The sequence below is a fragment of the Pseudomonas sp. Tav-5-1A genome, from assembly GCF_055755055.1.
In genome coordinates this window covers 590219-612570 of the sequence record NZ_CM146901.1, presented here as the reverse complement: position 1 = coordinate 612570, position 22352 = coordinate 590219, and the positions used below count along the sequence as shown (strand labels likewise).

At 66.2% G+C, this 22352-nt stretch carries 18 protein-coding genes and 2 pseudogenes; 8 read left to right on the top strand and 12 right to left on the bottom strand.

All coding sequences use genetic code 11. The features are described 5' to 3' along the window. Positions 1-3: 3 nt before the first annotated feature. Positions 4-474 (bottom strand): tRNA (adenosine(37)-N6)-threonylcarbamoyltransferase complex ATPase subunit type 1 TsaE, encoded by a 471-nt coding sequence (gene tsaE, locus AC0J42_RS02835; protein WP_416422153.1) that lies wholly within the window; start codon positions 472-474, stop codon positions 4-6. Further along, a complete protein-coding gene (locus AC0J42_RS02830) occupies positions 462-1961 on the bottom strand; it encodes an NAD(P)H-hydrate dehydratase (RefSeq protein WP_473005199.1) in 1500 nt (499 codons plus the stop codon). Before AC0J42_RS02830 ends, tsaE begins: the two co-directional genes overlap by 13 nt. A 66-nt stretch (positions 1962-2027) precedes the next feature. On the opposite strand from AC0J42_RS02830, the gene queG reads away from it, so the two are divergent. After that, positions 2028-3095, top strand: a complete 1068-nt coding sequence (queG, locus tag AC0J42_RS02825) for a tRNA epoxyqueuosine(34) reductase QueG (RefSeq protein WP_473005198.1) — start codon at positions 2028-2030, stop codon at positions 3093-3095. A gap of 90 nt (positions 3096-3185) precedes the next feature. On the opposite strand, the gene orn is transcribed toward queG, so the two are convergent. Then, a complete protein-coding gene (gene orn / locus AC0J42_RS02820; RefSeq protein ID WP_416422148.1) occupies positions 3186-3728 on the bottom strand; it encodes an oligoribonuclease in 543 nt (180 codons plus the stop codon). 90 nt (positions 3729-3818) lie between these two features. On the opposite strand from orn, the gene rsgA reads away from it, so the two are divergent. Both rsgA and AC0J42_RS02810 read left to right on the top strand, forming a co-directional pair. Beyond that, on the top strand, positions 3819-4850 hold the full coding sequence (gene rsgA, locus AC0J42_RS02815) for a small ribosomal subunit biogenesis GTPase RsgA (protein ID WP_473005197.1): 1032 nt from the start codon (positions 3819-3821) through the stop codon (positions 4848-4850). Between the two features lie 218 nt (positions 4851-5068). Then, positions 5069-5467, top strand: coding sequence for a TIR domain-containing protein (locus AC0J42_RS02810; protein ID WP_473005196.1), 399 nt, complete (start codon positions 5069-5071; stop codon positions 5465-5467). Positions 5468-5525: 58 nt separating this feature from the next. Here AC0J42_RS02810 and motB read toward each other — a convergent pair whose 3' ends face one another. After that, on the bottom strand, positions 5526-6563 hold the full coding sequence (motB, locus tag AC0J42_RS02805) for a flagellar motor protein MotB (protein ID WP_473005195.1): 1038 nt from the start codon (positions 6561-6563) through the stop codon (positions 5526-5528). A gap of 3 nt (positions 6564-6566) precedes the next feature. Beyond that, positions 6567-7418 (bottom strand): flagellar motor stator protein MotA, encoded by an 852-nt coding sequence (gene motA / locus AC0J42_RS02800; protein ID WP_416422144.1) that lies wholly within the window; start codon positions 7416-7418, stop codon positions 6567-6569. A gap of 129 nt (positions 7419-7547) precedes the next feature. Here motA and AC0J42_RS02795 point away from each other — a divergent pair, with 129 nt between their 5' ends. The 4 genes from AC0J42_RS02795 (at position 7548) to AC0J42_RS02780 (ending at position 12710) form a co-directional block, all read left to right on the top strand. Further along, complete coding sequence (locus AC0J42_RS02795; RefSeq protein ID WP_473005194.1) at positions 7548-9086, top strand: HDOD domain-containing protein; 1539 nt, start codon at positions 7548-7550, stop codon at positions 9084-9086. Positions 9087-9132: 46 nt separating this feature from the next. Beyond that, positions 9133-9948: a rhodanese-like domain-containing protein gene (locus tag AC0J42_RS02790; protein WP_473005193.1), complete on the top strand. Its 816-nt coding sequence runs from the start codon at positions 9133-9135 to the stop codon at positions 9946-9948. A 9-nt stretch (positions 9949-9957) separates the two neighbouring features. Beyond that, a complete protein-coding gene (gene asd, locus AC0J42_RS02785) occupies positions 9958-10827 on the top strand; it encodes an archaetidylserine decarboxylase (protein WP_416422141.1) in 870 nt (289 codons plus the stop codon). A 119-nt stretch (positions 10828-10946) separates the two neighbouring features. Next, positions 10947-12710, top strand: coding sequence for a molecular chaperone (locus AC0J42_RS02780; protein WP_416422140.1), 1764 nt, complete (start codon positions 10947-10949; stop codon positions 12708-12710). Positions 12711-12764: 54 nt separating this feature from the next. Here the strand turns inward: AC0J42_RS02780 and serB are convergent. Together serB and AC0J42_RS02770 are read right to left on the bottom strand one after the other, a co-directional pair. After that, positions 12765-13742, bottom strand: a pseudogene (gene serB / locus AC0J42_RS02775) (phosphoserine phosphatase SerB); the annotation flags it as partial. A gap of 75 nt (positions 13743-13817) precedes the next feature. Next, positions 13818-13913 (bottom strand): annotated as a pseudogene (locus AC0J42_RS02770) (ACT domain-containing protein); the annotation flags it as partial. Between the two features lie 185 nt (positions 13914-14098). Here AC0J42_RS02770 and AC0J42_RS02765 point away from each other — a divergent pair. Further along, positions 14099-15619, top strand: coding sequence for a histidine kinase (locus tag AC0J42_RS02765; RefSeq protein WP_473005192.1), 1521 nt, complete (start codon positions 14099-14101; stop codon positions 15617-15619). Positions 15620-15729: 110 nt separating this feature from the next. Here the strand turns inward: AC0J42_RS02765 and AC0J42_RS02760 are convergent, their stop codons facing one another. The 5 genes from AC0J42_RS02760 to parE form a co-directional block, all read right to left on the bottom strand. Beyond that, positions 15730-16434 (bottom strand): PqiC family protein, encoded by a 705-nt coding sequence (locus tag AC0J42_RS02760; RefSeq protein ID WP_473005191.1) that lies wholly within the window; start codon positions 16432-16434, stop codon positions 15730-15732. 206 nt (positions 16435-16640) lie between these two features. Continuing rightward, positions 16641-18899 carry a DNA topoisomerase IV subunit A gene (gene parC / locus AC0J42_RS02755; RefSeq protein WP_416422137.1) on the bottom strand — a complete coding sequence of 753 codons (2259 nt, stop codon included), beginning with the start codon at positions 18897-18899 and terminating at the stop codon, positions 16641-16643. 10 nt (positions 18900-18909) lie between these two features. Next, positions 18910-19431, bottom strand: a complete 522-nt coding sequence (locus AC0J42_RS02750; RefSeq protein ID WP_416422136.1) for a retropepsin-like aspartic protease family protein — start codon at positions 19429-19431, stop codon at positions 18910-18912. Next, a complete protein-coding gene (locus AC0J42_RS02745) occupies positions 19428-20420 on the bottom strand; it encodes an esterase-like activity of phytase family protein (protein WP_473005190.1) in 993 nt (330 codons plus the stop codon). The genes AC0J42_RS02750 and AC0J42_RS02745 overlap by 4 nt, the downstream gene beginning before the upstream one ends. Beyond that, positions 20420-22324: a DNA topoisomerase IV subunit B gene (parE, locus tag AC0J42_RS02740; protein ID WP_416422134.1), complete on the bottom strand. Its 1905-nt coding sequence runs from the start codon at positions 22322-22324 to the stop codon at positions 20420-20422. The genes AC0J42_RS02745 and parE overlap by 1 nt, the downstream gene beginning before the upstream one ends. Between the last annotated feature and the right edge of the window lie 28 nt (positions 22325-22352).

Sequence of the window (22352 nt, the reverse complement as noted above, 5' to 3'; positions counted from 1 at the left end):
AAATTATTTGATTTCCTGTGCCAGGACGGCACACCACGACTCGCCACGCGCGCCCTGTGGCGTCAGAGTCAGTGAACGGCCGCCCGCGTGGGGGCGTATGGTAATGGTCAGGTCAGGCTTTGGCAAAAAGCCCGCGCCACGCTGAGGCCACTCAATCAGACAGAGAGCGTCACCTTCAAAGTAATCCCGAATGCCAAGAAATTCCAGTTCTTCGGGATCGACAAGGCGATACAGATCAAAATGATAGGCCCGAAAGCTCGGGAACTCGTAAGGTTCCACCAGCGTGAAGGTCGGGCTTTTCACTGCGCCCTCGTGCCCCAGGCCGCGGATCAGGCCCCTGGAGAGCGTGGTTTTGCCTGCGCCCAGGTCGCCTTCGAGGAAAATGACCCCCACCGCCTGGGTAATCTTCGCCAGGCGCCCGCCAAACTCGACCATGGCGTTTTCATCGCCCAGAAACAGCTCTACTTCAGACACGGGGACAACTCCTCAAACAACTGACGAATGGCTGGAATCAGATCGGTGGCCGCCAGCCCGCGGCCATTCACACCTTGCTGCTCGCCGGCGCGGGCATGCAGCCACACGCCCAGGCAGGCGGCATCATACGGGGCCAGGTGCTGGGCCAGAAGCGCCCCCAGCACACCGGCCAGCACGTCGCCCAGGCCGGCCGTAGCCATGGCCGGGTGGCCGTGGGCGCACAGGGCCAGGCGGCCGTCGGGGGCGGCGACCAGGCTGCCGGCGCCCTTCAATACACAAATTGCTGAAAACTTCTTGGCCAAGGCCAGCGCCGCGTGGGCACGGTCGGCCTGCACCTGGGCCGTGGTCACGCCCAACAGACGCGCCGCCTCGCCGGGATGCGGGGTGATGATCGAGCCAGCCGGCAGACGCACCAGCCCCTGCGCCAGCTGATTCAATGCGTCGGCATCCCAGACCTGGGCTTGAGAGCCAGTGGCGGCAATGGACAACAGGCTGCGGCCCCAGCTGGCCTGGCCCAGCCCGGGGCCGACTACCAGTACGTCAGCCTTGTCCAGCGGGTCCAGCAGCTGGTTGGACGAATGCACGCCCAGGGTCATCACCTCGGGCAGGCGGGTCAGCGCCGCGGCCACGTGTTCGGCGCGGGTGACCAGGCTGACCATACCGGCGCCGCTACGCAACGCGGCCTCGGCGCTCATCAGGGTGGCGCCGCCAGTGCCGTGGTCGCCGCCGATGACCAGCACCTGGCCGTACTGGCCCTTGTGCGCGGTCATGGGCCGCGGCGCCGGCCGCGGCAGCGACGCCGGGCTCAGGCGCCGGGCCACGGCCGGGCTGGCGGCGACGATGGCGGCGTCGGCCTGCAGGCTATCGAACAGCAATTGGCCGACGTGATCGGCGGCCTGGCCGCTGAACAGGCCGAACTTGAGGCCGATAAAGGTCACGGTCAGGTCGGCGTGCACCGCCTGGCCCAACGCCTGGCCGGTGTCGGCGCACAGCCCCGAGGGGATATCCACCGCCAGCACTGGCTGGCCGCTACCGTTGATCGCCTCGATGGCTTCGGCGTACGGCGCGCGCACGGCGCCCTTGAGCCCGGTGCCCAGCAGCGCGTCCACCAGCACGCCCCGCAAGGCCACGCCTGGCAGCCACGGGAGGATGTCCACCTGGGCCGCCCTGGCCTCGGCCAGCGCACTGGCGGCGTCGCCACTCAGCGCCGAGGTGTCGCCCACCGCGAACACCGTCACCGCCCAGCCGGCGCGGCGTGCCAGGGCGGCCATGAGGAAACCGTCGCCGGCATTGTTGCCGTGGCCGGTCAACACAGTGATCTCGCCAGCCTCTGGCCAGCGCCGGCGCAAGGCGCGCCAGGCGCCGTGGGCGGCGCGCTGCATCAATTCAAAACCATCGGTACCGGCCGCGATCAGGGCGGCATCCAGCGCGCGCACCTGGGCCGCGCTGTACAGCAAGTCGGGCATATCGTCGTCTGGCAGTGGCATGTTTGAACGTTCGCTGGCGATGTCTGGCAGAATTATACCTACCTCAGCACCGGTTTCCCTCTTCGCATGTCCGCCCTTACCGCCGATCTCCCCGCCCTGGCCCTCTCCATCAAGGAATGGGGCCGCGAACTGGGCTTCCAGCAAGTCGGCATCGCCGGCCTGGACCTGGGTGAGCACGAACACCACCTGCAACGCTGGCTGGACGCCGGCTACCACGGCGACATGGAGTACATGGGCGCCCACGGCAGCAAGCGCTCGCACCCCGACGAACTGGTGCCGGGCACCTTGCGCGTGGTGTCGCTGCGCATGGACTACCTGCCCGGCGACACGGCCATGGCGCAGTTGCTGGCCCAGCCCGAGAAGGCCTACATCTCGCGCTACGCCCTGGGCCGCGACTACCACAAGCTGATCCGCAAGCGCGTGCAACAGCTGGCCGACCGCATCCAGCAGGCCATCGGCCCGTTTGGCTTCCGCGCCTTCGTCGACAGCGCCCCGGTGCTGGAAAAAGCCATCGCCGAACAGGCCGGCCTGGGCTGGTTGGGCAAGAACACCCTGATCCTCAACCGCAAGGCCGGCAGCTACTTCTTCCTCAGCGAACTGTTCGTCGACCTGCCGCTGCCGGTGGACGAACCGCATGCCACCGAGCACTGCGGCCGTTGCAGCGCCTGCCTGGACATCTGCCCCACCAACGCCTTCGTCGGGCCGTACGTACTGGACGCGCGCCGGTGCATCTCGTACCTGACCATCGAACTGAAGACCGCCATACCCGAGGACCTGCGACCGCTGATCGGCAACCGCGTGTTCGGCTGCGACGACTGCCAGATCGTCTGCCCATGGAACCGCTTCGCGCGGCCCACCGGGGAAAGCGACTTCAAGCCGCGGCACAACCTCGACAACGCCGGGCTGGCGGAGCTGTTCCTGTGGGATGAAGAGAAATTCCTCAACAGCACCGAGGGCTCGCCCCTGCGCCGCGCCGGCTACGAGCGCTGGCTGCGCAACCTGGCAGTGGGGCTGGGAAACGCGCCGTCGACCATTCCGGTGCTGGAAGCGCTGGAAGCGCGGCGCGATTACCCGTCGGAGCTGGTGCGCGAGCATGTGGAGTGGGCGTTGAAGCAGCACGCTGCGCGTGCCTGAGCCTGCAACGCCATGACCGCGGCGCCTGGGACGCGGCCTGGCGGCCGCTGCTACAGGTTTTTTGCGTAATTGACGGGCGCGGTGTGCGGGTCAGAACTTGATGAAATGCTGACGATAGTGCTGCAGCTCGGCGATGGATTCGCGGATGTCGTCCAGGGCCAGGTGGGTGCTGCCTTTCTTGAAGCTGTCCTTCACCTCCGGCGCCCAGCGCGCGGCCAGTTCCTTGAGGGTGGAGACGTCCAGGTTGCGGTAGTGGAAGTAGGTTTCCAGGCCGCGCATGTGGCGGTACAGGAAGCGGCGGTCCTGACAGATGCTGTTGCCGCAGATCGGCGACTTGCCCTTGGGTACCCACTGTTCCAGGAAGGCGATGGTCTGGGCCTCGGCCTCGGCCATGCTGATCTTGCTTTCGCGCACGCGCTGGGTCAGGCCCGAGTTGCCGTGGGTGCGGGTGTTCCACTCGTCCATGCGCGCCAGCACTTCGTCGCTGTGGTGAATGGCGATGACCGGGCCTTCGGCCAGGGTGTTGAGGTCACTGTCGGTGACGATGGTCGCCATTTCGATGATGACGTCGCTGTCCGGGTCCAGGCCGGTCATTTCCAGGTCGATCCAGATCAGGTTGTTCGCGTTTTGCATGTGGGGGCTCCTCGGCTTGACTGCGCAGTTTAGCTCAGCCGGGCATGCTAAACTCGTCGCCGTTTTAATTACCCCCTGCACGGAACACTCATGGCCAAACGCCAGCTCAACCGTCGCCAGAACTGGCGCATCGAAAAAATCCAGGGCGAGCGCGCCGCGCGTGCCGCCAAACGCGAGTCCCACACCCTCGAGGTGCTGGAAGGCGGCGACCTGGGCCCTGAGCAGACCGGCCTGGTCATCGCCCACTTCGGCGTGCAGGTCGAGGTGGAAGCCCAGGAAGGCGAGCTGGCGGGCCAGGTATTCCGCTGCCACCTGCGGGCCAACCTGCCGGCACTGGTGACCGGTGACACCGTAGTGTGGCGCGCCGGCAACCAGGGCATCGGCGTGATCGTCGCGCAGCTGCCGCGCACCACCGAGCTGTGCCGGCCCGACAGCCGTGGCCAGCTGAAGCCGGTGGCGGCCAACGTCGACCTGATCGTGATCGTCTTCGCGCCCATGCCCGAGCCGCACGCCAACCTCATCGACCGCTACCTGGTGGCCGCCGAGCACGCCGGCATCCGCCCGCTGCTGCTGCTGAACAAGGCCGACCTGATCGACGAGCAGAACGCCCCGGCGCTGAACGCGCTGCTGGCCGTGTACCGCCAGCTGGGCTACCCGCTACTGGAAGTGTCGGCCCACCATGGCGACGGCATGCAGCAGTTGCAGGCGCAGCTGGACGGGCACATCAGCGTGTTCGTCGGCCAGTCGGGTGTCGGCAAGTCGTCCCTGGTCAACAGCCTGCTGCCGGAAGTGCAGACCCGCGTGGGCCCGCTGTCGGAGCTGTCCGGCCAGGGCACCCACACCACCACCACCGCGCGGCTGTTCCACTTCCCCGGCGGCGGCGAGCTGATCGACTCCCCCGGTATTCGTGAATTCGGCCTGGGCCACGTGAGCCGCGCGGACGTGGAAGCGGGCTTCATCGAGTTCGACGACCTGCTTGGCCGCTGCCGCTTCCGCGACTGCAAGCACGACCGCGAGCCAGGCTGCGCGCTGCTCAAGGCGCTGGAAGAAGGCCGCGTGCAGCAGCAGCGGATGAACAGCTACCGCTCGATCATCGCCAGCCTGCCCGAAGACAGCTACTAACCCACCTCCCCTGTAGCAGCGGCCGCAGGCCGCGTCGCTCGCAGAAGCGACGCAGCCTGCGGCAGCTGCTACGGGCAAGCTGTGCCTGTAGGAAATTTCTGTAGGAATTTTTACCGTGTGATGTAGGAACGGTCTCTTTTTCCTGCCATCTATTGCCCCATGAAACACATCTGAACGATTGTCAGCCCCGCCATTCATCACGACGGAAAGGGACTGCCATGTCGACCTATCACCTGTTCATCAGCCAATCCTGGCGCTACTCGGACGCCTATGAACGCCTGCAGGACCTGCTGCAGATGGAGCCTGCGTTCACCTTCCAGGGCCATAGCGTGCCGGCGCCGCACCCGGTGATCGAGCTGGACGCGCAGGCCTTCGAACAGGCCATCGTCGAGCACCTGCGGCCCTGTTCGGCACTGGTGATCATGGCCGGGGTGTACCCCACCTTCGGCAAGTGGATCGACAAGGAAATCGAGGTCGCGCAACGGCTAGGCAAGCCCATCATCGCCGTCAAGCCGTTCGGCCCGGAACGTATTTCGCCCACGGTGCGCAACGCCGCCAACGCCGAATGCGGCTGGAGCACCCGCACCATCGTCGGCGCCATCACCCTGCATGCCTGAAACGCACAACGCCCGCCGCGACAGGGTCGGGGCGGGCGTTGGGGGAAGTGCCGGCGGCTTACTTGGCCGGCTCGTCCATTTTCAGCGTGCCGTCTTCGAACAGGTTCAGCTTCTGGCGTAGCTCGTGGGGCTGCACCGGAGCGTTCGGGTCGATGGCGGCGCCCGGCTTGCCGGCGGCGCCTGGGGCAGCCGGCGCGGCAGGCTTGCCATCTGCGCCAGGCGCTGCGGGTGGCGCATCCGGCTTGGTCTCGCCTTCAATCTCGCGCTGGGCCTTCTTGGTCAACACCACGATGTCGATGCGGCGGTTGACCGGGTTCAGCGGGTTCTTGCGGTCAAACAGCGACGAAGAGGCATAACCCACCACGCGCGCCACCTGGTCATCCGGGTAACCGCCACCTTCCAGCGCGCGACGCGCGGCGTTGGCGCGGTTGGCCGACAGCTCCCAGTTGCCGAAGTCGCCCTGCCCGGCATATGGCTGGGCGTCGGTGTGGCCGCTGACGCTGATCTTGTTCGGCACCGCCTTGATGGTGTCGGCCATGGCCAGCAGGATGTCTTCGAAATACGGCTTCAGGCGTGCGCTGCCCGTGTCGAACATGGGCCGGTTCTCGGCGTCCATGATCTGGATGCGCAGGCCTTCCTGGGTGATCTCGAAGAGGATCTGGTCCTTGAACTTCTGCAGCTGCGGGTTCTGGTCGACCTTGTTCTGCAGCTCCTGCAACAGCAGGTTCAGGCGTTCCTGGTCGATCTTCTCGGCAGCGGCCTCGGCGTCGTTCTCGTTGATCTTGTCCGGCGTCTGCGGCGTCGGCGGCGAGCTCTCGATGTCCGGGTTCAGGGTCTTGTCCGGCGCCAGCTTAGGCGTGCCGCCCATGTCGATGATGTAGGGCGAGCCACTCTCGGAGAAGCCCACCGGGTCCTGGAAGTAGCCGGCGATGGCCAGTTTCTGCTCCGGGGTGGCGGTGGACAGCAACCACAGCACCAGGAAGAACGCCATCATCGCCGTGGCGAAGTCGGCGAAGGCGATCTTCCAGGCACCGCCGTGGTGGCCGCCGGCGAAGCGCTTGACGCGCTTGATGATTATCGGCTGGTTATTTTCCATGACTCAGCGACCGCGAACTGCTTGTTCCAGCTCGGCGAAGCTTGGGCGGTGGGCGGGGAACAGCACCTTGCGGCCGAACTCCACGGCCAGCGACGGCGGCATGCCCGAGGCCGAGGCCACCAGGGAAGCCTTGATGGCTTCGTACAGGTTGACCTCTTCCTTGGCGTCATGGCCCAGGGAGGTGGCCAGCGGGCCCATGAAGCCGTACGCAGCCAGAATACCGAAGAAGGTACCGACCAGCGCGCCGCCCACGTGGGCGCCGATCACGGCCTTGTCGCCATCACCCAGGGACGCCATGGTCACCACGATACCCAGTACCGCGGCCACGATACCGAAGCCGGGCATGCCGTCGGCGATGCCGGTCACGGCGTGGGAAGTGTGCTCGAGCTCTTCCTTCATGCTCTGCAACTCCATGTCGAACAGGCCTTCCAGCTCGTGGGGGGCCATGTTGCCGGAGGACATGATGCGCAGGTAATCGCAGATGTAGGCGGTCATGCGCTCGTCTTTGAGCACGGTGGGGTACTTGGCGAAAATGGGGCTGGCAGCGGCGTCCTCGATATCGCTCTCGATCGCCATCATGCCTTCGCGACGGCTCTTGTTGAGGATCTCGTAGACCAGGCCCAGCACTTCCATATAGAAGCTGTGCGAGAACCGCGACTTGAACATGCCCAGGGACTTCTTGATGACCTTCATGGTCATGTAGCCCGGGTTGGCCTGCAGGAAGGCACCAAAGGCGGCACCACCGATGATCAGCACTTCGAAAGGCTGAATCAACGCTGCGATCTTACCGTGGGACAGAACGTATCCGCCGAGCACACTCGCGAATACGACGATGATGCCGATAATTTTAGCCATAGATTGGAAGCACTTACATGTCGTGGTCAGGGTGAGGGCGCAAGATTCTAAATCTCTTGTTCTACTTATCGGCAGTTCTGCGCCAGACTATAGCCTGAAAAGGTGAAAAGCCAGTTCGGTCCCAACAGCATGCCAATTGAGCCCAACGTGCCTACCAAGACTCCCCGTACCCTTCCAGACTGGCTCAAGCTGCTCGACAGCGTGCGTTTGCCCATCCCCATGGCAAGCCATGAGCGGGTGCAGGCGGCCCTGGGCGATAGCCGCAGTTCGCTGCGCGACATTGCCGAGCTGATGCAGGATAGCCCAGCCTTGGTGCTGAGCGTGATCCGCGAGGCCAACCACCCGGTGCACCAGAGCCTGGCCGAGCCGGTGGAGAGCCTGGAAATCGCCCTCAACCGCCTGGGGCTCAAGCGTACCGAGGAGCTGCTGGAGCGCCTGCCGACCGCGCAGCCCGAAGACATCCCGCGCGGCCTGCGGCAGTTGCTGCTGATCAGCCAGCACGCCGCGCAGCAGGCCAACGGCCTGTTCGCCGCACGCCTGGCGCGCCTGTGGCAGGAGATCCACTGGGGCAGCCTGCTGTTCCTGTCGCCCCTTTGGCCACTGGCCATCACCCACCCCAGCCTGCTGGAAGAATGGGAGCTGCGCGTGGTGCACAAGGGCGAAGCCGTGGCCAAGGTCGAACTGGAGCTGTTCGGCGTACGCCTGCTGAACCTGTGCCAGAGCCTGGCCCAGTTATGGCGCCTGCCCGCCTGGATTCACCACGGCTACAACCTGCTGCTGGACGAGCAGCGCGAGTTCGTCAAAGTGCTGCACATTGCCCGCGACGAAGAGCACCGCCTGCGCCAGCAGCAACGCCTGGACGACGACCCCGGCCTGCGCCGCTGGCTCAACCAGCCGGCCAACACCGTGGTGCTGGCCAACGGCCTGGCCCTGGCCGCCCAGGAAGCCTGGGATACCCCGCATATCCTGCGCTGGCAGTACCTGACGTGCATGTACCTGCAGATGCCGCTGGATGAATTGCAACAGCAGGTGCACCAGCAGGCGGTGCAGAACGCCCGCCATTACGCCGCGCCCGGCCTGTGGCACCCGGCCGAAGCGTTGATCTGGCCCTGGGGCACCCGCCGTGTGCACCGTGGCCTGCAACCCGCGCCGCCGCCCACCGCCGAAGACCTGGCCACCTGGCGCAAGCACTGCACCGAGCTGCTGGTGGAGCCCAGCCGCTTCACCAACGCCATGCACCTGACCACCTTCGCCCGCGATGCGTTGCTGGCCTGCGGCATGCGCCGGGTGATGCTGCTGATGCTCGACAAGAACCAGACCAACCTGCGCGTGCACCAGGTGGCCGGCCTGCCCGAAGAGGCCGCCAGCCTGAACCTGCTGGTCAGCCAGAGCACCGTGCTGCAACGGCTGCTGAGCAAGCCGGCGCAGATCCGCCTGACCCCGCAGAACAACGCGCAGTTCTCGGCGCTGCTTCCTTCCAGCCTGCGCGGCCTGTTCAAGGGCGAGCACCTGCTGCTGCGCTCGCTGGCCAGCAACGAACGGGTGGTGATGCTGCTGGTAGCCGACCAGGGCGGCCTGCCCTTCGCGGAAATCTCGGTGCAAGCCTTCGCCAGGACGGCCCAGTGCATCGAACGCGCGCTGACCCTGTTCAGCAAGCGCGGCGCCTGACGCATGCGCTACAATCGCTCCCCTCTTTTCCATCTGGAGACCTCACATGGCTGATTTCTCGGGCCTGCCGCTGGTGATCGAAGCCGCTCAGCTGCAACAGCGCCTCGATGCTCCAGAGCTGATCCTGGTCGACCTCACCAGCGCCGCGCGCTATGGCGCCGGCCACATCCAGGGCGCCCGCTTCGTCGACCCCAAGCGCACCCAGCTGGGCCAACCACCCGCGCCGGGGCTCATGCCCACGCTGCCCGCGCTGCAGGCGCTGTTCGGCGAACTGGGCCACAACCCTGACGCGGTCTACGTGGTGTACGACGACGAAGGCGGCGGCTGGGCCGGCCGTTTCATCTGGTTGCTGGACGTGATCGGCCACCGGAAATACCACTACCTGGACGGCGGCGTGCTGGCCTGGGAAGCGGCGCAACTGCCACTGACTCAGCACGTACCCGCAGCCCACGCCGGCAGCGTCGCCCTGACCCTGCACGACGAGCCCACCGCCACCCGCGAATACCTGCAGAGCCGCCTCGGCGCCGCCGACCTGGCCATCTGGGACGCCCGCGGCCCGCTGGAATACAGCGGCGAGAAGGTGTTGGCGGCCAAGGGCGGGCACATCCCCGGCGCGGTCAACTTCGAGTGGACCGCCGGCATGGACAAGACCCGCGAGCTGCGCATCCGCACTGACATGCCTGAAATCCTTGAGGCCCTGGGCATCACCCCGGACAAGGAAATCATTACCCACTGCCAGACCCACCACCGTTCCGGTTTTACTTACCTGGTGGCCAAGGCGCTCGGTTACCCGCGCGTCAAGGGCTACGCCGGTTCATGGGGCGAATGGGGCAACCACCCCGACACGCCCGTAGAAGTTTAAGGACATTCGATGAAATCCCGCTTGTTTATCCTCAGCCAGTACCTGCTGCCGCACCACCTGCTGTCCCGCCTGGCCGGCTGCGTGGCCGAATGCCGCGTGCGCTGGTTCAAGAACGCCTTCACCGCCTGGTTCGCCAAGCGCTACCAGGTGGACATGTCCCAGGCCCTGGTCGAAGACCTGACCGCCTACGAGCACTTCAACGACTTCTTCACCCGCGCGCTGAAGCCTGACGCTCGCCCCCTGGACCCAACCCCGGGCGCCATCCTGAGCCCGGCCGACGGTGCCATCAGCCAGTGGGGTGCCATCGAGCACGGCCGTATCTTCCAGGCCAAGGGCCACAGCTTCAGCGCCCTGGAACTGCTGGGCGGCGACCCAGCCCTGGCCGCGCCGTTCATGGGCGGCGAGTTCGCCACCATCTACCTGTCGCCGAAGGACTACCACCGGGTGCACATGCCCCTGGCCGGTACCCTGCGCGAGATGGTCTACGTGCCTGGCCGCCTGTTCTCGGTGAACCAGACCACGGCTGAAAACGTGCCGGAGCTGTTCGCCCGCAACGAACGCGTGGTGTGCCTGTTCGACACCGAGCGTGGGCCGATGGCCGTGGTGCTGGTGGGCGCGATGATCGTCGCCTCGGTGGAAACCGTGTGGGCCGGGCTGGTGACACCGCCCAAGCGCGAACTCAAGACCGTGCGCTACGACGAAGCCGCCCGCGCACCTATCCACCTGGAGAAAGGCGCCGAGATGGGCCGCTTCAAGCTGGGCTCCACCGCCGTGGTGCTGTTTGGCCCGGACCAGGTCAAATGGGCCCACGAACTGGGCGCCGGCTCCGTGGTGAACATGGGCCAGCGCATCGGCCAAGGCGTCGACAGCGCCGCCTGATGTTCATGCAGCCGCTGCCTCACGGCAGCGGCTACAAGCAGCGCCAAGGGCGTGCAGTCTTTGACGCAAAGGGTGACAATAGGCCGCCCAAGCTCGACTGACTCAACGGGAACCGCTCGATGTCCGCTACCCCGCCACCTCTTTTGCGCGCCCCCACGCCCTCGCAGGCCAGCCTGACGTTCTGCGAAGCCACGCCCCGCGACCTCAAGCGCTGGATTGCCGCGCTGCCCAAGGCCAACCTCGGCGAGACCGCCCGCCAGCTGTACCAGGGCCTGATCGAACTCAACCAGCTGATCACCCCCAGCGACAACCGCCTGCAGTTGCTGGAGCTGCTGCGCCCGGAAGTCTATTTCGTCTGCAACCACCTGGAACGCCACTTCCTCAACCAGTCGGTGGTGCTGGACGAACGCGCGCGCAAGATCGCCAACCTGTGCCAGGCCCTGCAGAACCTGCTGGCCGTGGGTTACAAGCAGATCGTGCTACGCGTCTCGGCGCGCCTCAAGGACCGCAACCTGTTGCTGGCCACCGCCATCCAGCGCGCCATGCATGCGCTGAAAGGGCCGCTGGTGCGCGCCAGCCTGCTCTACTGCCCGGTGCCCGAGGGCCTGTGGCTGGAGCTGCACCAGCTATATCAGGTGGCCAGCCGCTTCCAGCTGCACCGCACCTTCGTCACCGATGACCTGGTCAGCCAGGCCCATCATCAAAGCATCGAGCAGACCTACGCCACCGCCCTGCTGATGGGCAGCTCACGCTGCAACCAGATGCGCCAGCAGGCCATCGTGCAACTGGCCAACGTGCTGGAACCCTGGAGCGCGCTGACCCGCGTAGTGCCCGCCAGCGCTGCCGAAGCGCAGTTCGCCGTGGCCCCCGAGGCCGATGCGCCGCCACGCTACAAGAGCCTGTTCCCCGCCAGCCAGCTGCCGCAAATGGTCGGCCTTGACCCGCAACCACTGGTCAAGGCCATCACCGCCTGGCTGCACCTACCGGTGGACAAGCGCGGCCAGTCCAGCCTGCTGGTGCCACCCGGCCTGACCGTGGACATGCTCCAGCACCTGGCTGCGGCTTGGGGCGACGTGGCCGAGCGCACCTTCCAGCGCACCCCGGGCCAGGGCAGCATGAGCCTGTGCGTTGGCATGAGCACCCTGCACTACTACCTGGGCGGCCAGCGCAGTTTCGCCGACCTGCTCAAGCGCCCCGAGGCCGGAATGAACGCCAGCTTCGCCAGCGGCAAGCCCAGCGGCCCGAGCGACAGCTGGACCCTGGCGTTCGACGCCGCCGGCAGTGGCACCAGCGACTCGATGCTGCCTTATGAAGAGATCGACTACCCGGCCATGGACCTGGAGGGCGGCAGCGGCCAGGCCGACCGCGACTACCCGGTGCACGAGCTGCAGATCATCAACCACAGCCCCGGCGGCTACTGCCTGGCCTGGCCCAAGGACGTCCCGGCGCAATTACAGGCTGGCGAGCTGGTAGGCATCCAGGACGCACCGGCCCAAGGCTGGAGCGTGGCGGTGGTGCGCTGGATTCGCCAGGTGCGCGGCGGCGGCACGCAGATGGGCATCGAGCTGATTGCTCCCCACGCCGACCCGTGCGGCCTGCAACTGCTGCGCAGCGACCAGCAGCACAGCCAGTACGTGCGCGGTCTGCAGTTGCCGGAAATCCGCGCCATCGACATCAAGGCTTCGCTGATCGCCCCGCGCCTGCCGTTCCAGGAAGGCCAGAAGGTGATGATCAACAACCACGGCGAGGAAAACCGCGCGCACCTGGGCCGCAAGCTCAGCTCCACGGGCAGCTTCAATCAGTTCGAGTTCAGGTTGCTGGAAACAGCACCAGCAGCAGCGCAGGCAGGCAGCGAGTTCGAGTCGCTGTGGAAGGAGTTATAGCGGCCGCTGCTACGGAGGGCATCCTGTAGCAGCGGCCGCAAGGCCGCGTCACCGTCACGCCTGGCTGTCGCGCACGCCCAGCAGGTAGAGCACGCCGTCCAGCCCCAGGGTGGTGATGTTGTGGCGGGCCGACTGCTTCACCAGCGGCTTGGCGCGGAACGCCACGCCCAGGCCGGCCTTGGCCAGCATCGGCAGGTCGTTGGCGCCATCGCCCACGGCGATGGTCTGCTCCAGCGCCAGGCCTTCCTGCTCGGCCAGTTGCACCAGCAGGTCAGCCTTGCGTTGCGCATCCACGATCGGTTCCACGGCCACGCCCGTGCACTTGCCGTCCACCACCTGCAGCTCGTTGGCGAACACGTAGTCGATACCCAGCTTGGCCTGCACCTGCTTGGCGAAGTAGGTGAAGCCGCCCGAGAGGATGGCGGTCTTGTAGCCCAGGCGCTTGAGCTCGGCAAACAGCACCTCGGCGCCCTCGGTCAGGCGCAGCGAGGCGCCGATGGCATCCAGCACGCTTACGTCCAGGCCCTGCAGCAGCGCCATGCGCTCCTTGAAGCTGGCGCGGAAGTCCAGCTCGCCGCGCATGGCCCGCTCGGTGATTTCCGACACCAGGTGGCCGACGCCGTGGGCCTTGGCCAGTTCGTCGATGACCTCGGCCTGGATCAGCGTGGAGTCCATGTCGAACACCGCCAGGCGGCGGTTGCGGCGGTAGACGTCGTCCTGCTGGATGGCGATGTCGGCGTCCAGCAGCATGGCAGCAGCCAGGAAGTCGCGACGCAGCGCGCCCAGGTCGGCCGGCACGCCGCGCGCCAGGAACTCCAGGCACGCCTTGCCGTCGGCAGCCGCGGCGGCCAGGCCGACGCGACCCGACAGACGGTCGATAGCCTCGACCACCAGGCCATGGCGGTTGGCGATTTCGGTCACGCCCTGCACCTGGGCCGCGTTGATTTCACGGCTCATCAGGGTCAGCACATGGCGGTCGCTGGTGCCCGCGCCGGCCCAGTCCAGGTAGGCCTGTTCCGACAGCGCGGTGAACTGGGCGTGACGGCCGGCCACGGCAGTAATGCGCTCGCGCACCGCCGCCAGGCGGGTTGCATCGTCGGCGCAGGCAACCACGGCCAGCGCCAGGGCGCCGTGCTGCACCGCCTGGGCGATGTCCAGAATGCGCACGCCATCCTCGGCCAAGGCACCGGTGATGGCCGCCAACAGGCCAGGACGGTCGGAACCGGTGATGTTAATCAGGACGATTTCGCGCAAAGGGCACCCCGTTCGTGGAAAAAAATCGCATTCTACCTACTTTCAGTGACCATCGGGCACAGGCAGCGCTTTGCCGCTCTGGGGCCTGTCGCTATACTGCGCAGCAACTTCACGGACATAAAGAGCCGCGCTCAGTGAACCGGCCCACGCCAGTAAAAACCGACAATTTCTTCCTGCTGATCTTCCGTGCCCTGCGTCACCGCCGCGCACCGATAGCTCTGCGTATCGCCAGCCTCAACGTACTGCTGGTCGCCCTGGCGCTGGTGGTGTACGCCTGCGTGATGGGTTTGCAGTTCAAGCAGGCCATGCACCAGCAGGCCGACGCCCTGGGTCAGAGCCTGACCACCCAGACCGCGACCTCGGCCACCGAGCTGTTGGTGTCCAACGACATCCTCAGCCTCAACGTGCTGCTCAATAACCTGGTGAAGAACCCGCTGGTGGCCCATGCGGCTATCTACAGCGTCGACAACCGCATCCTCGCCGAAGCCGGCAGCCGCCCGAAAAGCGGCCTGCTGGGCGAAGCGGGCGGCCTGTACGAGACCAAGATCACCTTCCAGGACGTGACCGCCGGCCACCTGCGCATCAGCCTGGACATGACCCAGTTCCAGCAGCCGATGACCATCAGCCTGGAAAGCATGGGCATCCTGGGCGCCATCCTGCTGCTGGTGACCCTGATCCTCAGCCTGCGCCTGGGCCGCAACCTGTCCACCCCGCTGCTGCAACTGCGGGTGTGGCTGCGCGAAATCGACGAACACACCCCGGCCACCCAGCGCCAGGACGAGATCGGCGACCTGGCCCGCGACCTGCACCAGCGCTACGCCCCCGAGCCTGCGCCGGTGCCCGAGGTGGAAGAGCCCGAGTTCGAGGAAGAGGAAGACGAAGGCCCGGCCTTCGAGGTGCGCAACCTGCGCGACGCCCGCTTCGATGAAAGCACCCCAGTGCCGGTGAAGCCTGCGCCCAAGCGCGTGGTGCATGCCGAAGAAGACGAGGACGAGGACGACGAAGACCCCTTCGCCGACCTGCGCGACACCGCGCCGGTCGCCGCCAAGCAGGCCGCCCCTGCCCCGGTGGCGCCGAAGGAACCCCAGCACAGCGCGGTATTGGCCGTACAACTGGGTGGCCAGGAACAACTGCGCCGCCTGCCCCGCGCCCGCCTGCTGGAGCTGCTGGAGCGCTACCGCGCCTGCCTGGACCAGGCCGCCTCGCTGTACGAAAGCGAGCTGCACACCTTGAACGACGGCAGCACGCTGATGCTGTTCAACAGCGACAGCAGCGGCGAGGACTACCTGACCAACGCCATCTGCTGCGGTGAACTGCTGCGCGCCCTGGGCCACCAGCTGCAGATCGAGGTGGCCGACAGCGGCATCACCCTGCAACTGCAGCTGGGCCTGGTGCTGGGCGATGACCTGGCCGGCATGAGCCAGATCGACCTGCTGCTGACCGAACCGGCCCAGGATGCCCTGGCCCTGTCGCAGCACAGCCGCAACCTGCTGCTGGTGGAACGCCGTATCAGCGACGACAGCCTGGTGCGCCAGCGCGCCCGCATCCGCCCCATCGCCAGCCCCGAGGGTGCGTGCTGCGTGGAGCGGCTGCTGGAGCCTTACCCGTCGTTGCTGGAGCGCCAATTGGCGCGCATGCACGAGACCCGCGTTTAAACACGCGTCTTTGTGGGAGCTGGCTTGCCAGCGAGCTTTTCAGGCCTCAACAGCTCGCTGGCAAGCCAGCTCCCACAACAAAAAAGCCCGCATCGCTGCGGGCTTTTTCGTTAGAAGCGGAACACTTCCATGTCGGTGCGGATCGGCGAGGCGATCGGCATCTTCGGCTTGTCCGGCTCATCCTTGGCCACTGGCTTAGCCGCAGCCTTCTTCTCTTCCACCAGCGCCGGCTGGTTAGCCAGCGGTTTCAGCGCCACGCTCAGCTGTTCGGCCAGGCGCTGCAGCAGCACGCCCTGGGCTTTCACCTGGGCCGCGGTGCCGCCGGCGTGCTTCTCTTCCAGGTGGACGATGCGGTTGTCACGCACCTGGCCACGGCGGTCGAGCAGACGCCACTGGGCATCGAGAATGGCCGGCTGCGAATCACCGGAATCCAGGCGGGTAATCGACAGCAGCACCTGCACGTCCGGCGTACCGGTGTTGCTGGCAGGCGCCAGGGTCACGCGCTGGCTGTCCAGGCGCCACGCCAGTTGGCGCAGCAGCAGTTGATCGATGTCGGAAGACAGGCTGCCGGCCCAACGACCATCGGTCGCCGCGCTGAGGCTGCCATCAGGCTGGCGCTGCAACAGGGTTTCGCGTTGCAGGTAGTCGGCCACGGAAACCGGGCCCAACAGTACCGACATGCCGGTGCTCTGCTTGGGTTGGCCGGGGTTGCCGCTGTCGAGCTGGTAAAGCGCGACCGGCTGGTGAGCGGCGCAGCCCGCCAGGGCCAGGACACCGGTCAGCAATAAAACAGGAAGGCGCAAAAAAGTCATCATTCCATCCAGGCGGCAGCCACAAGGCTCACCGCAGTGATACTCAACGAATTCGTCCGGGTACTCAGCCACGCCGGTACCTCAAGAAGACATATCATCCGCGAATATGCGCTACGACTCCAGCGCTTAAGCGTCGAACTGCGCTTAAAAAGCGCATCCAACCGCTCTAGCGTGCTGTCTGGGAGTGATTCCCAGACAGCACCATCGCGTCAGCCGGCGTTTTCCACCAACAGGGCATCCACTCGCTGGAAACCACGCGGCAGCTTGTTGCCGCGCCGCCCGCGCTCGCCCTTGTAATGCTCGAGGTCCTCGCCCTTGAGCGACAATGTACGCTTGCCGGCTTGCAATACAAGCGTTGCGCCATCGGAAATCACCGCCAAATCAGTGACGTATTCCTCACGGCTGGCCACGCGTTCACCGGGAATGCCGATGATTTTGTTGCCCTTTCCTTTGCCCAGCTGCGGCAGGTCGGCCACTTTGAAAACCAGCAGGCGGCCTTCGGTGGTGACCGCTGCCAGCCAGTTGTTCTCGCGGTCCGGCACCGGCCGTGGGGCCAGCACCTTGGCGCCGTTGGGCAGGCTGAGCAGGGCCTTGCCGGCCTTGTTCTTGGCCTGCAGGTCTTCGCCCTTGACCACGAAGCCGTAGCCTGCGTCCGAGGCAATCACGTACAGGGCATCGTCGTCGGGCAGCAGCACGCACTCGAAGGCGGCGCCTGGCGGCGGTGTCAGGCGCCCGGTCAGCGGCTCGCCCTGGCCACGGGCCGACGGCAGCGTGTGCGACGCCACCGAATAGCTGCGGCCAGTGGAGTCGATGAACACCGAGAACTGGTTGGAGCGCCCCATGGCGGCGGTCTTGAAGCCGTCGCCGGCCTTGTAGGACAGGCCGGTGGCGTCGATGTCGTGGCCCTTGGCGCAACGCACCCAGCCCTTCTCCGACAGCACCACGGTGACCGGCTCGGTCGGCATCAGCTCGTTTTCCGACAGGGCCTTGGCCTCGGCGCGAGCCACGATCGGCGAGCGACGGTCGTCGCCGTAGGTCTCGGCGTCCTTGATCAATTCGCTGCGCACCAACTTGCGCAGTTTGCTCTCGCTGCCCAGCAGGGCCTGCAGCTTGGCCTGTTCCTTGGCCAGCTCGTCCTGCTCGTTGCGGATCTTCATCTCTTCCAGGCGCGCCAGCTGCCGCAGGCGGGTCTCGAGGATGTATTCGGCCTGGGTCTCGGTCAGGTCGAAGCGGGCGATCAGCGCGGCCTTGGGGTGTTCCTCGGTGCGGATGATGTGGATAACTTCATCCAGGTTGAGGAACGCCACCAGCAAGCCTTCCAACAGGTGCAGGCGGCGCTCCACCTTGTCCAGGCGGAACTTGAGGCGGCGGCGCACGGTGTTGATGCGGAATTCCAGCCACTCCAGCAGCAGCGCGCGCAGGTTCTTCAGCTGCGGGCGGCCGTCCAGGCCAATGATGTTGACGTTGACCCGGTAGGTGGACTCCAGGTCAGTGGTGGCGAACAGGTGCTGCATCAGCTCGTCGAGGTCCACCCGGTTGGAACGGGCGATGATGACGATGCGGCACGGGTTCTCGTGGTCCGACTCGTCACGCAGGTCGGCGACCATCGGCAGCTTCTTGGCCTGCATCTGCGCAGCGATCTGCTCCAGCACCTTGGCGCCGGACACCTGGTGCGGCAGCGCGGTGACGACGATGTCGCCGTCCTCGATGCGGTACACCGCACGCATGCGCACCGAGCCACGGCCGGTCTCGTAGATTTTCAGCAGCTCGCTTTGCGGGGTGATGATTTCCGCTTCTGTGGGGTAGTCAGGCCCCTTGATGTGCTCGCACAGCTGTTCGATCGTGGCTTTCGGCTCGTCGAGCAGGCGCACGCAGGCGCTGGCCACTTCGCGCAGGTTGTGCGGCGGCACGTCGGTGGCCATGCCCACGGCGATGCCAGTGGTGCCGTTCAGCAGGATGTTCGGCAAACGCGCCGGCAATACGGCCGGTTCATCGAGGGTACCGTCGAAGTTCGGCACCCAGTCCGCGGTGCCCTGGCCCAGCTCGCTGAGCAGCACTTCGGAATAGCGCGACAGGCGCGCCTCGGTGTAACGCATGGCCGCGAACGACTTGGGATCGTCCGGCGCCCCCCAGTTGCCCTGGCCGTCCACCAGGGTGTAGCGGTAGCTGAACGGCTGCGCCATCAGCACCATGGCTTCGTAGCAGGCCGAGTCGCCGTGCGGGTGGAATTTACCGAGCACGTCACCCACGGTACGGGCCGACTTCTTGTGCTTGGAATCGGCATCCAGCCCCAGCTCACTCATGGCGTAGACGATACGACGCTGGACCGGCTTGAGGCCGTCGCCGATGTGCGGCAGGGCCCGGTCCATGATCACGTACATGGAGTAGTTGAGGTAGGCCTGTTCGGTGAAGTCAGCCAGCGAGCGGCGTTCTACGCCGTCCAGGCTGAGATCAAGGGAGTCGCTCATGCGGGCCTCATCATTGTGTAGTCTGGCGCAGCAGCATGGTGCCGCCGCGCTGGGAAAATTCGAGTTGTTTCAGGGCGCTCATGCCGAGCAGCACCTGGTCGCCATCCATGTCGGGGATGGCCACGGCGCGTACGTCCTTGAGGACGATGTCGCCCAATTGCAGGCTGGCCAGCCGCGTGCGATAGCCCTGGGCCTGGCCGTTGGCGGTGTTCACCGTGATCGGATAGCCGTAGGGCAGCTTCAGCTGTTCGGCCAGGGCCTTGCTCACCGCCACGTCGGTGGCGCCGGTGTCGAGCATAAACTGTACCGGCGTGCCGTTGATCATGCCGCTGGCCACGAAGTGCCCCTGGCCGTTGCTGGCCAGGCGCACCTCGATGTAACCCTGGCCGTGCTCGCTGGCCACCACCGGGTTGGGGTTCTCGCGGGCCTGCTGGAAATGCCCGAAGAACCGCGTGGCCAGGAACAGCAGCGCAGCCCAGGCCAGGATCAGGAAGATCCGCCCGGCGCGCTTGCCGGCAGGTTGCGTGCTCACGGGGCAGCGTTCCAGCCGCCTGCGGGCGCGGCAAAGCGCCAGACGATGGGGCGCACCTCACCGTCGGCACGGGCGCCATCGTTGTTGTCGATGCCCACCCAGGCGCCGGTGTCGTCGACGATCAGCGCTTCGGCCAGCCCGTATTCCTGGGAATACTGGCGGTTGGGCAGCAGCGCCTCGTCGGCGAACGACCAGCAGTGCTCGACCTTGGCGGTCTGCAGGTCGCGGCGGCAGATCTGGTAGATGTTGCGCTCCAGGGTGTACAGCTTGCCCTTGTACAGCGACAGGTCGGCGAAGTCGCGGGCCACCAGGTGCGGCTTGGGCAGCTTGTCGGGCTGCATTTCGGTGCCACCCTCGTTCAGCAGGATGCAGCTGCCCTTGCAGCCCCAAGTGCCGTCAGCCTGCTTGTACACCGACAGCAGGCCGCGGTGCTGGCGCTCGGCGGCCAACCACAGGTGGTCGCCGGCGGCATTGATGGCCAGGCCTTCGAAAATGGCGTTGAAGTGGCGCAGCATGCCCTTGGCGTTGGCTTCGCGGATTATCGCGGGGTCGATCTTCAGCCAGTTTGGCTTGCCGTCCACGGGCACCTGCAGCACGGCGGCAAAGCCTTCGCTGACCAGGTAACGGTTGCCCTGGGCGTCACAGCTGATGCCTTCGAAGTCGAGAATGCCACCGCGGATCACCGCGGCCGCATGGGCCGTGGCGCGCAGCATCATCGGCAGGCCGGTGTCGGCCGGTGGCGGCGGCACGTCGATGAGCACGTTCTCGGCCTTCCACACGGTGTTGGTGGTGTCGAGCCGGTAGATGATGCCGTCGTCGCGGTCCGATTCCGTCCACAGCCGGTCGCCGCAGGCGGCGATGCCCGACAGGTTGCCGCCGACCATCCCGTCCACCGGGTGCTCGGCCAGCAACTTGAGCTGCTCCACTGGCGCGGCGTGCGCCAACAGCGGCAACACGGTCAGCAGCAGCGCTGCCAACGCGTGCCGCATCAGGCCAGCACCTCGGCCAGGTTGCCCTTGGATTCCAGCCACGTCTTGCGGTCGCCGGCGCGTTTCTTCGAGAGCAGCATGTCCATGATCTTCGCCGTGTCCTCGAAGTCACCCAGGGTCAACTGCACCAGGCGGCGAGTGTTGGGGTCCATGGTGGTTTCGCGCAACTGCGGCGGGTTCATCTCGCCCAGGCCCTTGAATCGGGTGACCTGGGGTTTGCCACGCTTCTTCTCGGCCACCAGGCGGTCGAGGATGCCGTCGCGCTCGGCCTCGTCCAGGGCGTAGTAGATCTCCTTGCCCAGGTCGATGCGGTACAGCGGCGGCATGGCCACGTAGACGTGGCCGGCGTCCACCAGCGGGCGGAAGTGCTGCACGAACAGCGCGCACAGCAAGGTGGCGATGTGCAGGCCGTCGGAGTCGGCGTCGGCGAGGATGCAGATCTTGCCGTAGCGCAGCTGGCTCATGTCCGCGGCGCCCGGGTCGACGCCGATGGCCACGGCGATGTTGTGCACTTCCTGGCTGGCCAGCACTTCGCTGCCGTCCACTTCCCAGGTGTTGAGGATCTTGCCACGCAGCGGCAGGATGGCCTGGAATTCCTTGTCCCGCGCCTGCTTGGCCGAGCCGCCGGCGGAGTCACCCTCCACCAGGAACAGTTCGGAGCGCATCGGGTCCTGGCCCGCGCAGTCCGCCAGCTTGCCCGGCAGCGCCGGGCCCTGGGTGATGCGCTTGCGCTCGACCTTCTTGCTGGCCTTCAGGCGGCGGCCGGCGTTGCTGATGGCCAGTTCGGCCAGCTGCATACCCAGCTCGGGGTGGGCGTTGAGCCACAGGCTGAAGGCGTCCTTGACCACGCCGGACACGAAGGCCGCAGCCTCGCGGGAGGACAGGCGTTCCTTGGTCTGGCCGGAGAACTGCGCGTCCTGCATCTTCATCGACAGCACGAAGGCGATGCGTTCCCAGATGTCTTCCGGCGCCAGCTTCAGGCCGCGCGGCAGCAGGTTGCGGAACTCGCAGAACTCGCGCATGGCGTCCAGCAGGCCCTGGCGCAGGCCGTTGACGTGGGTGCCGCCCTGGGCCGTGGGGATCAGGTTGACGTAGCTTTCCTGCACGCTGTCGCCGCCCTCGGGCAGCCACAGCAGCGCCCAGTCCACCGCCTCCTTGTTGCCGGCCAGGCTGCCGCAGAACGGCTCGTCGGGCAGGCGGCTGAATTCGGTGACCGCGTCCACCAGGTAGGAGCGCAGGCCGTCTTCGTAGTGCCATTCGACCTTCTCGCCGGTGCCTTTGTCTTCAAAGGTCACCGACAGGCCCGGGCACAGCACCGCCTTGGCCTTGAGCACGTGCTTGAGGCGGCTGACCGAGAATTTCGGCGAATCGAAGTATTTCGGGTCCGGGGCGAAGTACACGCTGGTGCCGGTGTTGCGCTTGCCCACGGTGCCGATCACTTCCAGGTCGGTGGCCTTGAAGCCATCGGCGAAGGTCATCTGGTACTCGTTGCCGTCGCGCTTGACCTTGACCCGCACCTGGTTGGACAGGGCGTTGACCACGGAGATGCCCACGCCGTGCAGGCCGCCGGAGAACTGGTAGTTCTTGTTGGAGAACTTGCCGCCGGCGTGCAGCTTGGTGAGGATCAGCTCGACGCCGCTCACGCCCTCTTCGGGGTGGATATCCACAGGCATGCCGCGGCCGTCGTCGCTCACTTCCAGCGAGTGGTCGGCGTGCAGAATCACCTGGATCGACTTGGCGTGGCCGGCCAGCGCTTCGTCGACACTGTTGTCGATGACTTCCTGGGCGAGGTGGTTCGGCCGCGTGGTGTCGGTGTACATGCCCGGGCGTTTGCGCACCGGGTCGAGGCCCGAGAGGACTTCGATGGCGTCTGCGTTATAAGAGCTAGCGCTGGGATTGGCCATGGGTTCTCGTCGTCAGTCGTTCATGAAA

Coding starts and splice junctions, on each gene's coding strand:
- AC0J42_RS02830 (WP_473005199.1), bottom strand. CDS start 1,961: ATGCCACTGCCAGACGACGATATGCCCGACTTGCTGTACAGCGCGGCC.
- queG (WP_473005198.1), top strand. CDS start 2,028: ATGTCCGCCCTTACCGCCGATCTCCCCGCCCTGGCCCTCTCCATCAAG.
- orn (WP_416422148.1), bottom strand. CDS start 3,728: ATGCAAAACGCGAACAACCTGATCTGGATCGACCTGGAAATGACCGGC.
- rsgA (WP_473005197.1), top strand. CDS start 3,819: ATGGCCAAACGCCAGCTCAACCGTCGCCAGAACTGGCGCATCGAAAAA.
- AC0J42_RS02810 (WP_473005196.1), top strand. CDS start 5,069: ATGTCGACCTATCACCTGTTCATCAGCCAATCCTGGCGCTACTCGGAC.
- motB (WP_473005195.1), bottom strand. CDS start 6,563: ATGGAAAATAACCAGCCGATAATCATCAAGCGCGTCAAGCGCTTCGCC.
- motA (WP_416422144.1), bottom strand. CDS start 7,418: ATGGCTAAAATTATCGGCATCATCGTCGTATTCGCGAGTGTGCTCGGC.
- AC0J42_RS02795 (WP_473005194.1), top strand. CDS start 7,548: ATGCCAATTGAGCCCAACGTGCCTACCAAGACTCCCCGTACCCTTCCA.
- AC0J42_RS02790 (WP_473005193.1), top strand. CDS start 9,133: ATGGCTGATTTCTCGGGCCTGCCGCTGGTGATCGAAGCCGCTCAGCTG.
- asd (WP_416422141.1), top strand. CDS start 9,958: ATGAAATCCCGCTTGTTTATCCTCAGCCAGTACCTGCTGCCGCACCAC.
- AC0J42_RS02780 (WP_416422140.1), top strand. CDS start 10,947: ATGTCCGCTACCCCGCCACCTCTTTTGCGCGCCCCCACGCCCTCGCAG.
- AC0J42_RS02760 (WP_473005191.1), bottom strand. CDS start 16,434: ATGATGACTTTTTTGCGCCTTCCTGTTTTATTGCTGACCGGTGTCCTG.
- parC (WP_416422137.1), bottom strand. CDS start 18,899: ATGAGCGACTCCCTTGATCTCAGCCTGGACGGCGTAGAACGCCGCTCG.
- AC0J42_RS02745 (WP_473005190.1), bottom strand. CDS start 20,420: ATGCGGCACGCGTTGGCAGCGCTGCTGCTGACCGTGTTGCCGCTGTTG.
- parE (WP_416422134.1), bottom strand. CDS start 22,324: ATGGCCAATCCCAGCGCTAGCTCTTATAACGCAGACGCCATCGAAGTC.